Genomic DNA, 14,141 nt, shown 5'->3' with positions numbered 1-14,141 from the left:
TTGATAAAACTTTGTTGTAGGGGTCAAGGGCCATTGAATTCCCACACCATGATCTTTTTGCGAGAAATCATTACAATGAAAATAGTCAATTGTTAAAAAATGTTACAAAAATGAGTAAGCTCAGTTTAGACCAAATTTCCGTACAACTCGAAAGCGAAAATTCCCGCGATCGCCTATTGGCCCTTGCTTACTTACGAGAAGTATCCGCAGAAGATGCTGTCCCCCTGATCAAAAAAGTCTTAGACGATGAAATGCTACAAGTGCGATCAATGGCGGTTTTCGCCTTGGGAGTCAAACAAACAAACGAATGTTTCCCCATTCTTGTTAAACTCCTAGAGAATGACCCCGACTATGGCATTCGCGCTGATGCCGCAGGTGCGTTAGGATATTTAAGGGATCAACGGGCCTTTGAACCCCTGTCAAGAGCATTTTATGAAGATACTCAATGGTTAGTGCGCTTCAGTGCTGCCGTCTCTTTGGGTAACTTAGGGGATATCCGCGCCCAAGAGTTATTATTGCAGGCCCTTGACAGCGAGGAAACCGTCGTTAAACAAGCCGCGATCGCAGCCTTAGGGGAAATTAAAGCGATCGATGCGGTGGATGATATTTTACGCTTTGCAGACTCAGAAGACTGGTTAATTCGTCAACGGTTGGCCCAAGCGTTAGGAAATTTAGACACAGAAAAAAGCAAGTCCGCGCTAAAATTCTTGGCTAAAGACGAACATCCTCAAGTGCGTGAAGCCGCTCTATTTTCGTTACAATCCTTAGAACAGGAGACAGAGAAGTTAGTGTAATTCTCATGGTACAATTGGGTTTGTCTGTTCGCCACTTTATTAATTGAACCGAGAACAAAAACCAAGTATTCATGGACATACAAACGTTTTTAGAATTATGTGTAGGACAATGGTTTTCTCAGCGGAGTAGCTATCATTTTGAAGCGCAAAAAGCTGAGAGCCATAAATCAGAATTAACCGTAGAATGGCTCGATGCTGATCATACAGAAGTCATTGCCATTTGTCAACAGTATGGACTGAAACCAAACGAGTCTATGATCGGGCAAAAAATTAGTTGGGATAACGCCGTTGACTTGGGAAAAGCCAAACAAGGCGGCACCACAACTATTATCATAGTTCCTGATGAAAATAACCCCCAAATAGGACGAATTTTGCGCGGTGCAAATGCTCAACTTTCTTCATCAACAGGAAACTATAGTTTAGGAAAAGATGAAGCCCTGACCTTGACTTTAGAAGGTGATAATATTCACATTGAAGAACGGTTATGGTTTGCCAGTCCTAATTTAAGACTACGCTCCAGTTTAATTAAAGGAGCAAATGGCTACAGTCGCACGGCGTTTTATTCAGAAATTCGGAAATTACCCCCGAAAGATGCGGCCTAATTTTTAGGCAATAAATAACAATAGGAGAGCTTAAGAAGTCATGCGTATTCTAATTATGGGGGGAACCCGTTTTATTGGTGTTTATTTGACCAAAGAATTAGTTAAACAAGGTCATGAGGTCGTCTTATTTAACCGAGGAAATAAACCCGCACCCGTCCCAGGTATTCAACAAATTAAAGGCGATCGCACTGATCAAACTCAATTAAAAGAAAAGTTAGGAACAGAAAAATTTGATGCTGTTTTTGATAACAATGGCCGGGAATTAAGTGATACTCAACCTTTAGTTGAAATCTTCAAAGATAAGATTAAACACTTTGTTTATGTTAGCTCAGCAGGGGTTTATTTAAAATCCGATCAAATGCCCCATATTGAAGGGGATGAAGTTGATCCAAACAGTCGTCATAAAGGGAAATTTGAGACAGAAACTTACTTAGAAAAAGCAGGAATTCCTTGGACATCCATTCGTCCTACTTATATTTATGGCCCCCAAAATTATAATGATTTAGAGGCTTGGTTTTTTGATAGAATTGTCAGAAATCGCCCCATTCCTATTCCTGGTAACGGCTTACATTTTACTCAATTTGGCCATGTTCAAGACTTAGTAACATCTATGGCCTCTGTGTTAGGAAATCAACAAGCGATCGGGCAAATTTATAACATTTCAGGGCAACGTTATGTTACCTTTGATGGGTTGGCCCGTGCTTGTGCCTTTGCTGTGGGTAAATCCTCTGATGATGTAAAAATTATCCATTATGATCCTAAACAATTTGACTTTGGTAAAAAGAAAGCTTTTCCCTTAAGAATGCAGCACTTTTTTGCTGATATTAATAAAGCTGTAACTCAATTAAATTGGCAACCGAAATATGATTTAATTACAGGGTTAAAAGACTCCTTTGACAATGATTATTTAGCCTCAAATCGTCATAAAACTGACATAGATTTTTCCTTAGATGAGATCATTTTATCTGATCAAAAGTAAAAGCTGCTAAGGTGAGTATTGCCCACCCTATCGCTTACTAAATCACAGCATAAATGGTTTCTTTTTGCGGTAGCTTGTTTAAGCGATCGCCTGGCCCATCTTTGCCCCATAATGGTATAGAATCAAATGGAATTACTAAGGCTTGTTGATTTGTCGTAATTAGGGTAAATTCTTGGCCTTTTTTGGCTAAAATCATCCCCACTAAACTATCATTTTTCTGGGTAAATTGTAGAGCTTGAGTGCCAATATCTCCCAATTTAGTGATTCTTAAATCTGTTAGTTTTAACCGTTTGCTATAACCCAATTGAGAGACTAATAAAAGGGTTTGATTACTGTTTAGGGTGACACAGCTAACAATTGCCTCATTATAGCGTAATTTAAGAGCTTGATTTCCTTGGGCATTACGGCCCATAGTGGAAATTTGTTCATCAGTAATAGGAAAGCGTAAAACACGACCCCCAGAAGTGGCAATGGCGGTTTCTTGTCCTTCTGTTGTGGGACAAATATAATTGAGAAAATCCCCTTCTTTGAGTTTAATTAATACTAAACCTCGATTGGTTAACTCGGTTAATTCTGACTGTTTAATTCGTTTAATTTTGCCCTGTTGTGTCAGTAATAATAAGTCTTGATTTTCTGTGGTTTCTGGTAAGAAGAAAATAGACACAACTTTTTTCGCGTCTCGTTGTGCGCTATTCGGTAATAAACTCAGTAATGGCATGGGTTGAATGTCAATCGGCGGAACATCTTGAACCGCTACAGGGTAAGCTTTTCCTGTATCAGTTATTGCCACAAATTGTTCTCTCTCTTGAATGGTTTCACTATAAATTGGCCTATAGTTTTCAGCAACTTTACTATTAGGAGATCGCCAGGCAATTGTTCCCTGATCAGTCATTTCTAAAATGGCATCTTTAGGAGGAGTTTGGGGCGTAAATAGGGTTAAAGGTTGACTAACTTGGGGCTGAGATGTTTCAGGTTTTGGAGTAGATTTTTCGGCATTATCTATTGTCGTTTTTTCTGATTCTGGTTTGGAGGCTTTGCCTTTGGTGGGAGTAGGTTTAATAATACGGGTACGTCTTGCATCTCCGTATTTTCTTTTCAGCGATCGCAGTTCTTTTTTTAACCCTTTCAGTAATTCTTGACGATCATTTAATAGGTTTTCTAACTCATTAATTTTCCCTTGTAACTCCTCATATTCAGCTTGTAATTTTTGCCGTTCTAACCCCGTTAAACGACGCATGGGCATGGCTAAAATTCCGTTAGCTTGAGCATCACTAATATTTAATTCTGCTTGAAATCTCACCTTTGCCGTCGTCCCATCCGCCGCATTTCGTAAAATATCAATAACTGCATCTAAATTATTCAGAGAAATTAATAACCCCTCCAAAAGATGCAACCGATTTTGACATTCTTGTAATTCATGACGGTATTGACGGGTTAAGGTTTGTTCCCGAAACTTCAAAAATTCTTCTAATAATTGACGCAGGGATAATTGACGAGGTTGGTTATCAACTAAGGCCAATAAAATTGCCCCAAAATTACTTTGTAAAGCCGTTTGTTTATATAAAGCTTTTAAAACCCCTTTCGTGGTTGCATCCCGCTTTAATTCAATTACCACCCGCATTCCCGTGCGATCGCTTTCATCCCGAAGATCGGCAATACCCTCTAAGCGTCCCTGGTTAACCAAATCGGCAATTTTTTCAATCCAAGCCGACTTATTCACCTGAAATGGCAATTCTGTGACAATAATGGCCGTTCGTTCCTTGCGTCGTTGTCGTCCCACATTAAGGGTTTCAATGCGTGTTATCCCCCGAACAGGAATAATGCCTTTACCACTGCTATAGGCTTCTTTAATGCCCTCTGTCTCAATAATTTCCCCCCCTGTGGGAAAATCTGGCCCAGGAATAATCTTCCATAACTTCTCATCAGATAGATCAGGAGTATCAATCAAAGCAATTAACCCATCTACCACTTCCCCTAAATTATGGGGCGGAATATTGGTGGCCATTCCCACCGCAATACCAGTACAGCCATTGAGTAATAAAATGGGTAATTGAGCAGGGAGAACGACGGGTTCCTGTTGAGAATTATCAAAATTGCTACTAAAGTCAACAATAGCCTCGCTGATCTCACTCAACATTCCTTGATCAGCAATGGGAGAAAGTCTGGTTTCGGTATAACGCATGGCCGCCGGGGGATCATTATCCACCGACCCAAAATTCCCGTGACCCGCTAACAAGGGGTAACGACTTGAAAAGTCCTGTACCATGCGAACTAAGGCATCATACACCGATTGATCGCCGTGGGGATGGTATTTCCCTAAGACATCCCCCACCACACGGGCGCATTTACGAAAAGGGCGATCAGGCGTTAATCCTAATTCGTGCATGGCGTAGAGAATGCGACGGTGGACGGGTTTCAGTCCATCTCGCACATCTGGCAGGGCCCGCCCCACAATGACGCTCATGGCATACTCTAAATAGGAACGTTGCATCTCTGCGTGTAACGCGGTTGGAATAATTTCACCTGTTCCTAAGAGTGTTTGTTGTTTGGCCATGAGTCTTCCTTTCCTATTACATCAATCATGATCGGGATTTCTGTCCCGTTTCTCAATAAAAACAGGGACAGCACAATTCTATATGCCTAGATGTAGCACAGTTGAGACATTTTAGCAGCTACTTAGTTTTCTTACCATGCTATGAGGCAATCTAAAAAAATCAAGAATCGTCCGTTACAATCTTTGATTTAACGGCCGTTCGCCCCTACCTTGAATTTTTATCCTTACTTTAAATTCCGGTGCGATCAGTTAAAATTTCATAACCTGTTTCTGTCACTAATACGGTATGCTCAAACTGGGCTGATAGAGCATTATCAACTGTTACCACTGTCCAGCGATCGCGTAGGGTTCGGGTATATTTTGACCCTTGATTAACAATCGGTTCAATGGCTAAAGTCATCCCTGCTTTTAATTTTATATTGGGTAATTCTCTGGTGCGATAATTAAAGACACAAGGCTCTTCATGAAGGTTTTGCCCCACGCCATGACCTGTATAATCTTCTACTACACTATAACCATATTTTCTGACCAAATCTTCGATCGCACCTGCAATATCTAATAAATAATTACCTGCTTTTACCTGTTCGATACCTGCATATAAGGCTTCTTCTGCTGCTTTAATTAAACGATTTGTTTTTGGCAAAACTTTTCCTACAGCAATAGTAAGACAAGAATCCCCATGATAACCTTTATAATAGGCTCCTGTATCGACTTTTAACACATCTCCACGACGAATCATTCGCTTAACATTGGGGATGCCATGAACTACTTCTTGATTGATACTGGCACAAATTGAACCCTTAAAGCCATAATATCCCTTAAAACTAGGGGTTGCTCCCATTTCTCTGATTCTTTGTTCTGCATAAGCATCTAGATCTCCCGTCGTCATCCCTGGTTTAACTATAGCCTCAATTTCTTTGAGAACTGTTGCTACAATGCGGGCAGATTGACGCATGATAGCAATTTCTTCCGCAGATTTGATGGGTATACCGCGACGACTCTTTTTAGGGCGAGGTAGTCCGGTTTGTTGCTGTTTGTTGGGTTTATTCTGGGTTTTGCTTGACGAGGAGAAGAAGTTAGTCAGGATGTTCATGAGTTGATTTAATTGCCGTTTCCTGATTTTATCCTATTTTAGATTTGATAATCTTCTCCCATCCTTGAATATAATTAAATACTAGGTTCGTAATTTGGCCCTCAGTCAAATTTAAGGAGATTTTATGCAGCAACAAGATTGGTTAGTTAAAGAAGATGGTGAATGTTTATCTTTTCCTTCCCCTAGACAATGGGACTTGTTAACCCAAACTACCCAATATCGACTACATCGGTTTTTAACAGAATTAGATGATATTCTCAACCAAGCTGAGATAACCGGAGAAACAGAAGCAGACTATCTGCCTAGTTTACGTCGCTTGGTACGAAAGTTGTTGCTTAATGTCTACTGGGTAAGCAACCAAATTCCTGCCCCTTCTGAAAAGACAGGAACCGAGGTATGCTTACTCTATGATGAACCTGGTTATCCCCTAACTCTACAAACCGAGATTATGTTACCAGGTACTACCACCACAATTCATAATCATGGTACTTGGGGAGTCATTGCTACCTTACAAGGACAACAAAAAAATGTCTTTTGGCAACGCTCTCCTACCTCAGAACATCCCCAAAATATTGAAAAGGTTGGAGAGAAAATTCTTCAACCAGGAGATATTATCAGTTTTACCACAGAAGCGATTCACTCTGTCGAAGCCGTAGGAGATGAACCTTCTGTTACATTGAATCTTTATGGCCATACCCACGCCGCTAAGCGGTTTAAGTTTGATCCTGTTAACCACAAAGCCCATCATTTTTAGAGGGTTTTGGGGTTTCTTCGGAAAAAAATTGGGTATTTTACTGAACTTATCCGTTAATTAATGGACTTGCCCGTCGTTCTGCTATTCAGTCTATCAATAATCAAAGGAATCGCCACTATGCTTAACTTCAGCGGCCAAGGGGCAAACAGGAGAGTTAAAAGAAAACAAAGCAGGGCGACACATCCCATCGCTACTTTTGCCACATCTTCTGTGATGTTCATGCTTAGAAAAGCAGACAGCGATGCAATGGCTAGTGTAATTAAGGAAATTGTTAGCATCTTTTTGTTGCTACCTCATTATTCTCTATAGTTTGGGGCGTTCCTTCGGTCATAGAGCTTTAACCTACTTCCGTCTCCTTACAGTATTCCCCTAAAACTGCCTAGAGATGAACGATGAAGTTATGGACATTTCCACATCTTACACAATTTTTAACATAGGTGTCAACCCCTAGTTAAGATTTGTTAAATATTCTATCATTTCCGTGATAGTTCCCTTGACCAAACCCCTAAAAGCGATTTGGTGAGTCGTTCATCTCAAACCACTCTATAGACTGATGGTTCATGGTTTCAGGCAATTGACGATTGGGTAGGGTTTGCATCCACAATACCATTACTAACAACCCAACGGTGATTAAGGTTTCCCAAAAAAGTAATTGACGAGATCCCTGTTCTATTTGTTTCGTGGTGGGATGCTTGATAGTTTTCCAACTCAGTTGCTTAAGACTCTCTCCTTGACGGTTAGAAAGCCAGAAACTCAGGGGTGTTAAGGATGTTTTTGGTAAATTGATCTGGTTAGTGGTTATTTCAGTTTTTTCTACGTTACTATATTCAGTGAAATTTATCCGATCTTGAGATTTAGGATCAGGCGATCGCCTTAAAGATGAATGATTTAATTTGTTATTAGTCACTGGTGTGTTCTCCTCTGAAGTGCTGTCTTAAAAGCACAATAAATATCCCTGCACGACAGACAAAAGTCAGTCGCGTGGTTATTGCGTCAGCTATCTCTTTCAAACAGAGACAATTTATTCCATCTCCTCACACCAATAGGAGATTGTCTCTAAAGTCTGTTAATTAAAATGAAGCCGTGCAAGATCTACTATACCCAGTATGGGCCCTTATCTCAAAATCCGCCATCAAAGTTTAGGATTTTATGTAAAATTTACAGGGATCTCTCCAGAAATACATAATAATAATGGTTTCGATGTCCGCAAGAGCAGTAATAAAAGTTTACAAATAACCATTTTCTGTTAAGAAAGTTAAGCTAATCTCGGATGTTTCCTGTTGTGGTTGTAAAGGTTGTCCTAATAACTTAGCCACATATTTTCCTAAGATATCCCCTTCAATATTGACCCAATCTCCGATTTTAAGGTGACAAAGATTGGTTTGATGATAGGTATGGGGAATGACTGCTGCTCTAAACCAAGTTCCCTGGCGATCGCAGTCAGCTACGGTTAAACTAATGCCATTTACCGCCACACTGCCTTTAGGAATAAGATAACGTCCAATATAATCTTGCCACTGTTCTAAGCGAGAAGATGGGGCAGCAAAGGTCATTTCCCAAGCTTTATCTGTCGAGATAGACTCCTGTAAACAACCGATCCCATCAACATGGCCCGTGACAAAATGCCCGCCCAATTTACTGCCAACCCGCAAAGAAGGTTCCACATTTACATAAGTCGCGGTTTGAATTTTTTGGCTCAATGTGCTGCGTTGTAGAGTTTCTGGGGAAGCAGTGGCCACAAAACCATCATTGACAATTTCCTCCACCGTGAGACAAACTCCATCCACGGCCACACTATCCCCCAAGGCTAAATCTGATAAAATAGAACTGGTAGAAGCATCAGATATGGAAAGGGTAAAGCGATCAGATTCAACAGGGCGTAAAGTGCCAAGGCCTTGAATTAAACCAGTAAACATCGTTTTAGCTTCAGAAAAAAATGTCTCTCTCGACATTTGGTGAGAGAATCTTAGGGAGATTTTGGGGCATACTGTGAGTATACCTCAAGGCTTGACTCCCCAGATAAGCGGGGCTAAGATGACTGAGGCGGTACAGATTGATCTGTTTCTACTATGGGAACAATCTCTTTTCGAGGATAGGCAGATGATTGAAATGAAAGTTGCGGGAATTGCTTTAGATGCTGTAACACGGAGTCCCATCGTTTTACTTAAAGATGGCTCTGATCGTCGCGCTCTTCCGATTTATATTGGACAAGACCAAGCTAAAGCGATTATTGGGGCCTTAGAAAATCAGAAACCTCCCCGGCCCCTGACTCATGATTTAATTACGAATTTGTTTGAGGCGTGGGGTTTGTCTTTAGATAGAATTATCATTCATTCCCTTCAAGATAATACTTTTTATGCGGTTCTTTCTATGCGTCAAGGGGAAATTAAAAAAGAGATTGACTGTCGTCCTAGTGATGCCATTTCTATTGCTTTACGAACGAATAGTCCTATTTGGGTAATGGAAGAAGTGATCGCTGATGCTTCAATTCCGGTTGATCGAAATGCGGATGAAGAGGAGCGTCAAGCGTTTCGGGATTTTGTGGCGAATTTGCGTCCTGAAGATTTAATTCAACGTCGCGGTTTAGAACAAAATGAGGAACAATGAATAATTAATAATGAATAATTAACAATTATTTATTGGTAAAAAGTAATAAGGATGATTAGCTTTTTTGAGATCCTAACTAATGCGTTATCGACGGTTTGGCAAAACAAATTTAAACCTTTCAACGTTTTCTTTAGGGGCGATGCACTGTTTATCTTCTGAGGAGGTTTTTCAGAAAACTTTACAAACTGCAATTTCTCTGGGAATTAATCATCTAGAAACTGCTAGAGGTTATGGCAATAGTGAACGGTTTTTAGGGAGATTTTTAAACCAAGATTTATCGTTTCCGAGAGAACAACTTTACATTACTACTAAGTTAACGCCGACTCCTGATGCTGAGACAATGAGTCGGTGTCTTGATGAGTCTTTGGAACGGTTACAATTAGATTATATTGATTGTGTGGCTATTCATGGGATTAATACTTGGGAACATCTTAACTGGGTGACGCAACCTAATGGCTGTTTTTTGGCTCTAGAAAGGGCGTTAGATGAGGGTAAGATAAATCATATCGGATTTTCGACTCATGGCAGCTTAGATTTGATTTTAGCAGCAATTAAGACGGATTTATTTGAGTTTGTTAACCTACATTATTATTACTTTTTTCAACGTCATGGCCCGGCCATTGAGTTAGCATCGCAAAAAGATCTAGGGATTTTTATTATTTCTCCTGGGGATAAAGGGGGTTTACTTTATACTCCGTCATCGTTGCTTAAAGAGTTATGTAAGCCCTTTTCTCCCTTGGAATTAACTTATCGGTTTTTGTTAAGCGATCGCCGCGTTACTACCTTAAGTATGGGGCCAGCAAATCCCACAGAATTTGCTCCTATTATACCATTATTTGAGCAAGATGATGAGTTAACTGAGGTAGAGATAAGCAAATTGAATGAGTTAGAAAAACATTTAGAAACTGTCTTAAATACTGATCACTGTCGTCAATGTTATCAATGTTTACCTTGTCCTGAAAATATTAATATTCCTGATATTTTACGGTTAAGAAATTTGGCGGTTGCTTATGATATGAAGAATTATGGTGAATATCGTTATAGAATGTTAGAAAATGCGGGTCATTGGGTTCCTGGAAATAAGGGAAATCGTTGTACAGAATGCGGTGATTGTTTGCCTCGTTGTCCTGAAAATTTAAAGATTCCGACGTTATTAAAAGATGCTCATCAACGCTTAAATGGTGCTTCTCGTCGGCGTTTATGGGAATAATTTTTATGAATTAGGATATCGATTAGCAATTATTAAAATTTCTCTTTCTAAAAGACGATATTCTACAGTAATATAAGTTCGAGACATTTTAATTATTTAGAGTGATGAGATTCTGATTGAAGAATAAGATGAGCTTTGCCTTTAGCTATTGTGATAATATGTTCAATAACTAATACTTTATCTAATTCCGCTTTTTCTTCTAGGCTTAATTCTCCCATTTTAGCACGATAACTTAAATTTTCTAGGCGTTCCTTTGCTGTGTCAGAGTATTGAAAGTTGATTAAAGTTTCTGGGGTTACTCCTGTTGAGAGAAAATCAATAAATTCGTCATAAATTTTAGCTTTATTTTGAATATTGGTTGTCATAATATTTCCTGTTTTTTCGGGTTTTTAATCTTATCATAATACATAATTTGGGAATTGGGTTAAACAGATTAATAATGATTTTACCCTAACATTTATGATCTAAATACTTTTTCATTCATCACAGTTGTAGCAGCATTAGTAAAAATAAAGCCCACAATTGAACCAGCGATCGCAGTCAAAGTAATAGGTTCCATACTTACTCTCCTTGAATTTTTCTTAAAATAATTTGCATCAACAATAATTGTAGTCAGTAGGGTGAGATCTTGCACCTAGCTGGAAAACCCCGATTTTTTACAAAATAGTAAGGAAGTCATGCTTGGTTTGCTGTCTTGAAAAATCGGGGTTTTGTGATTTTTAAATCATGGTGCAAAATAACTTCTAAAAATCTTAATCTTTTCCCCTATGCCAATGCCATAGGTAGATTTTCCTTAAAGCCGTCACCATAAACACTTTCTTAAGGAATCACCTGTGTAACAATAGTTAGCGGTATCAACAAAGTAGTGAACAAAATAACTTAGGCATTACGGTATGGAATCGCTTTATCAATACGCCTGGCTAATACCTGTTTTCCCCCTCGTTGGGGCGATGATAGTTGGCCTGGGTTTAATCTCATTTAACGAAGCCACAAACCGCCTGAGACAAGTAAATGCTGTATTTATCATTTCCTTGTTGGGCGCGTCTATGGTGATGTCTTTTGCCCTGCTGTGGAGTCAAATTAATGGTCATGGTGAATATACCAAAATGATCGAATGGGCAGCAGCCGGCAATTTTCACCTAGAAATGGGCTACACTCTCGATCACCTCAGTGCCTTGATGTGTGTCATTGTCACCACCGTTGCTTTATTGGTAATGGTGTATACCGATGGCTATATGGCCCATGATGCAGGATATGTGCGATTTTATGCGTATTTGAGCATATTTAGTTCCTCAATGTTAGGCTTAGTCATTAGCCCTAACCTGGTACAAGTATATATTTTCTGGGAACTGGTAGGAATGTGTTCCTATCTCCTGATCGGGTTTTGGTTCGATCGCAAGGCAGCCGCAGATGCTTGTCAAAAAGCCTTTGTAACCAACCGCGTCGGGGACTTTGGCTTACTTTTAGGGATGTTAGGGCTATATTGGGCCACCAATAGCTTTGAATTTGATGTCATGGGGGAACGGTTACAAGAGTTAGTTTCCTCCGGTACTATTGCCCCCGCTTTAGCAGCCTTATTTGCTGTCTTGGTATTTTTAGGCCCTGTAGCAAAATCTGCCCAATTTCCCCTTCATGTGTGGTTACCAGACGCAATGGAAGGCCCTACCCCCATTTCTGCCCTCATTCATGCGGCAACTATGGTTGCGGCGGGGGTTTTCTTGGTGGCGAGAATGTATCCTGTCTTTGAGCATATTCCTGTTGTCATGACAACTATTGCTTGGACGGGAGCTTTAACCTCATTTTTAGGGGCAACTATTGCTTTAACCCAAAATGATATTAAGAAGGGCTTAGCTTACTCTACTATCTCCCAATTAGGTTACATGGTCATGGCCATGGGTATCGGTGCTTATACAGCAGGCCTGTTTCACCTGATGACCCATGCTTATTTTAAAGCGATGTTGTTCCTTTGCTCTGGTTCTGTCATTCATGGCATGGAAGGAGTCGTCGGCCATGATCCCGTATTGGCCCAGGATATGCGCTTAATGGGGGGTTTACGGAAATATATGCCCCTGACTTCCTTGGCCTTTTTCATCGGAACTTTGGCTATTTGTGGTATTCCTCCTTTTGCTGGTTTTTGGTCAAAGGATGAAATTTTAGGCCTCGCATTCCAAGCAAACCCCGCTTTATGGGTTGTAGGTTGGTTTACTGCTGGTTTAACGGCATTTTATATGTTTCGGATGTATTTCATGACCTTTGAAGGAGACTTTAGAGGTAATGATTTGGGTATTCGGGCAAAACTGACGGCTGCTGCTGCCCCTGTGTTTGGCCCTGGGGCGATGGATGTGAAAGAATTGGATCATGATACCCATGAGGAAGCAGATGATCACGGCCATGATCATGGTCATAGTGACTCCCCCCATGAGTCTCCCTTAACCATGACTTTACCCTTGCTTATTCTAGCCATTCCTTCGACAGTAATTGGCCTCTTGGGTAGACCTTGGAATAATACTTTTGAAGGGTTTATTTCTGCCCCAGGAGAAGTCATTGAAGAAGCTGCTCACTTCGATTGGACGGAATTTGCTATCATGGCGGGTAATTCGGTAGGAATTGCTTTAATTGGTATTACTGTGGCATCTTTGATGTATCTACGACACAAAATTGATCCTGCTGCGATCGCCGAAAAATTCCCGGCCTTATATCAATTTTCCCTCAATAAATGGTATTTCGATGACATCTATGATCGGGTGTTTGTCACGGGATGTCGTCGTTTAGCCCGCCAAATTATGGAAGTTGATTATCGTGTCATTGATGGTGCGGTTAATTTAACGGGTTTAGCAACTTTGGTGAGTGGCGAAGGCTTAAAATACTTAGAAAATGGTCGCGCCCAATTCTATGCCTTAATTGTATTTGGGGCTGTATTAGGGTTTGTTATTGTGTTTAGTGTGGTCTAAAACAACCTTATCCTAAATTTTTCTAAAGGGTGCGTTACACTCCGTTAACGCACCCTAATTTATTATATTTTGGACTGAAAGTATTTATATATCATTATTATTGAAAAGTAATTCCCGATTGCTTTTCAATTGATTTTAAAGTACCTATTGGAATGATTTTACCTTGATGTATAGGAACAATTGCTGTCCGTTGAGTTTCAGGGTTAAATAACTTTAAATGAGAACCTGTTTGTGAAACCTCAATAAAACCATATTGTTTGAGTTGTTTAATAACTTCCCTAGCTGTTAAACGGGGTGTTTTAGGTGACATGATTAAAAGCTATTTTAAATCACAACTTCAATGGTATTAACAATCTGTTGAGAATTCAAAAAATGATCGGGCATAGGTTCTAAAAGGAGTTGAATGGCCTCCTTAAGATTAGCCACTGCTTCTTCTGTTGTATCTCCACAAGAAGATATATAATTTAATTCTGGACAAGTGGCAGAAAAAGCTTTTACTTCTTCATCCCACTCTAATATTACTCTAATATTCATGGGTACTTTTTGGTTTAACTTATCATCAACATATAGTATCCTATCACATTTTATAGGGATTTT

Annotated in this window: 15 protein-coding genes and 1 riboswitch; of the genes, 7 read left to right on the top strand and 8 right to left on the bottom strand. The window is 39.9% G+C overall.

Annotation, left to right across the window (positions count from 1 at the left end; translation table 11 throughout):
- The first annotated feature begins 110 nt into the window (after nucleotides 1-110).
- The 3 genes from VB691_RS14720 to VB691_RS14710 all read left to right on the top strand — a co-directional run bounded on the left by VB691_RS14720 (nucleotide 111) and on the right by VB691_RS14710 (nucleotide 2,375).
- Nucleotides 111-794 (top strand): HEAT repeat domain-containing protein, encoded by a 684-nt coding sequence (locus tag VB691_RS14720; protein WP_323292262.1) that lies wholly within the window; start codon nucleotides 111-113, stop codon nucleotides 792-794.
- Between the two features lie 71 nt (nucleotides 795-865).
- Complete coding sequence (locus VB691_RS14715) at nucleotides 866-1,396, top strand: phycobiliprotein lyase (RefSeq protein ID WP_323292261.1); 531 nt, start codon at nucleotides 866-868, stop codon at nucleotides 1,394-1,396.
- A gap of 40 nt (nucleotides 1,397-1,436) precedes the next feature.
- Nucleotides 1,437-2,375 (top strand): NAD-dependent epimerase/dehydratase family protein, encoded by a 939-nt coding sequence (locus VB691_RS14710; protein WP_323292260.1) that lies wholly within the window; start codon nucleotides 1,437-1,439, stop codon nucleotides 2,373-2,375.
- Between the two features lie 37 nt (nucleotides 2,376-2,412).
- On the opposite strand, the gene VB691_RS14705 is transcribed toward VB691_RS14710, so the two are convergent.
- Both VB691_RS14705 and map read right to left on the bottom strand, forming a co-directional pair.
- A complete protein-coding gene (locus tag VB691_RS14705; protein ID WP_323292259.1) occupies nucleotides 2,413-4,929 on the bottom strand; it encodes a DNA topoisomerase (ATP-hydrolyzing) in 2,517 nt (838 codons plus the stop codon).
- 229 nt (nucleotides 4,930-5,158) lie between these two features.
- Nucleotides 5,159-6,022, bottom strand: coding sequence for a type I methionyl aminopeptidase (map, locus tag VB691_RS14700; protein ID WP_323292258.1), 864 nt, complete (start codon nucleotides 6,020-6,022; stop codon nucleotides 5,159-5,161).
- Between the two features lie 124 nt (nucleotides 6,023-6,146).
- On the opposite strand from map, the gene VB691_RS14695 reads away from it, so the two are divergent.
- Entirely contained in the window at nucleotides 6,147-6,776 is a 630-nt protein-coding gene (locus VB691_RS14695; protein ID WP_323292257.1) for a cupin, read from the top strand.
- A gap of 53 nt (nucleotides 6,777-6,829) precedes the next feature.
- On the opposite strand, the gene VB691_RS14690 is transcribed toward VB691_RS14695, so the two are convergent.
- The 3 genes from VB691_RS14690 to ribE form a co-directional block, all read right to left on the bottom strand.
- A complete protein-coding gene (locus tag VB691_RS14690; RefSeq protein WP_323292256.1) occupies nucleotides 6,830-7,054 on the bottom strand; it encodes a riboflavin synthase subunit alpha in 225 nt (74 codons plus the stop codon).
- A gap of 34 nt (nucleotides 7,055-7,088) precedes the next feature.
- Nucleotides 7,089-7,170, bottom strand: a riboswitch (Glutamine riboswitch).
- Between the two features lie 111 nt (nucleotides 7,171-7,281).
- Nucleotides 7,282-7,683 (bottom strand): hypothetical protein, encoded by a 402-nt coding sequence (locus tag VB691_RS14685; RefSeq protein ID WP_323292255.1) that lies wholly within the window; start codon nucleotides 7,681-7,683, stop codon nucleotides 7,282-7,284.
- Between the two features lie 319 nt (nucleotides 7,684-8,002).
- A complete protein-coding gene (ribE, locus tag VB691_RS14680) occupies nucleotides 8,003-8,692 on the bottom strand; it encodes a riboflavin synthase (protein ID WP_323292254.1) in 690 nt (229 codons plus the stop codon).
- A gap of 184 nt (nucleotides 8,693-8,876) precedes the next feature.
- Between ribE and VB691_RS14675 the strand changes: the two genes are divergently transcribed.
- A complete protein-coding gene (locus VB691_RS14675; protein WP_323292358.1) occupies nucleotides 8,877-9,383 on the top strand; it encodes a bifunctional nuclease family protein in 507 nt (168 codons plus the stop codon).
- 79 nt (nucleotides 9,384-9,462) lie between these two features.
- Nucleotides 9,463-10,593 (top strand): aldo/keto reductase, encoded by a 1,131-nt coding sequence (locus VB691_RS14670; RefSeq protein WP_323292253.1) that lies wholly within the window; start codon nucleotides 9,463-9,465, stop codon nucleotides 10,591-10,593.
- A gap of 92 nt (nucleotides 10,594-10,685) precedes the next feature.
- Here VB691_RS14670 and VB691_RS14665 read toward each other — a convergent pair whose 3' ends face one another.
- Nucleotides 10,686-10,958, bottom strand: a complete 273-nt coding sequence (locus VB691_RS14665) for a hypothetical protein (RefSeq protein ID WP_323292252.1) — start codon at nucleotides 10,956-10,958, stop codon at nucleotides 10,686-10,688.
- A 528-nt stretch (nucleotides 10,959-11,486) separates the two neighbouring features.
- Between VB691_RS14665 and VB691_RS14660 the strand changes: the two genes are divergently transcribed.
- Nucleotides 11,487-13,544: an NAD(P)H-quinone oxidoreductase subunit 5 gene (locus VB691_RS14660; protein WP_323292251.1), complete on the top strand. Its 2,058-nt coding sequence runs from the start codon at nucleotides 11,487-11,489 to the stop codon at nucleotides 13,542-13,544.
- 97 nt (nucleotides 13,545-13,641) lie between these two features.
- Here the strand turns inward: VB691_RS14660 and VB691_RS14655 are convergent, their stop codons facing one another.
- Nucleotides 13,642-13,854, bottom strand: a complete 213-nt coding sequence (locus tag VB691_RS14655; RefSeq protein WP_323292250.1) for a type II toxin-antitoxin system HicA family toxin — start codon at nucleotides 13,852-13,854, stop codon at nucleotides 13,642-13,644.
- 14 nt (nucleotides 13,855-13,868) lie between these two features.
- Nucleotides 13,869-14,078: a type II toxin-antitoxin system HicB family antitoxin gene (locus VB691_RS14650; protein WP_323292249.1), complete on the bottom strand. Its 210-nt coding sequence runs from the start codon at nucleotides 14,076-14,078 to the stop codon at nucleotides 13,869-13,871.
- Nucleotides 14,079-14,141: the final 63 nt, after the last annotated feature.

It is taken from the genome of Crocosphaera sp. XPORK-15E, from assembly GCF_034931425.1.
GTDB lineage: Bacteria > Cyanobacteriota > Cyanobacteriia > Cyanobacteriales > Microcystaceae > UHCC-0190.
This window is presented reverse-complemented; position numbering and strand designations above follow the sequence as displayed.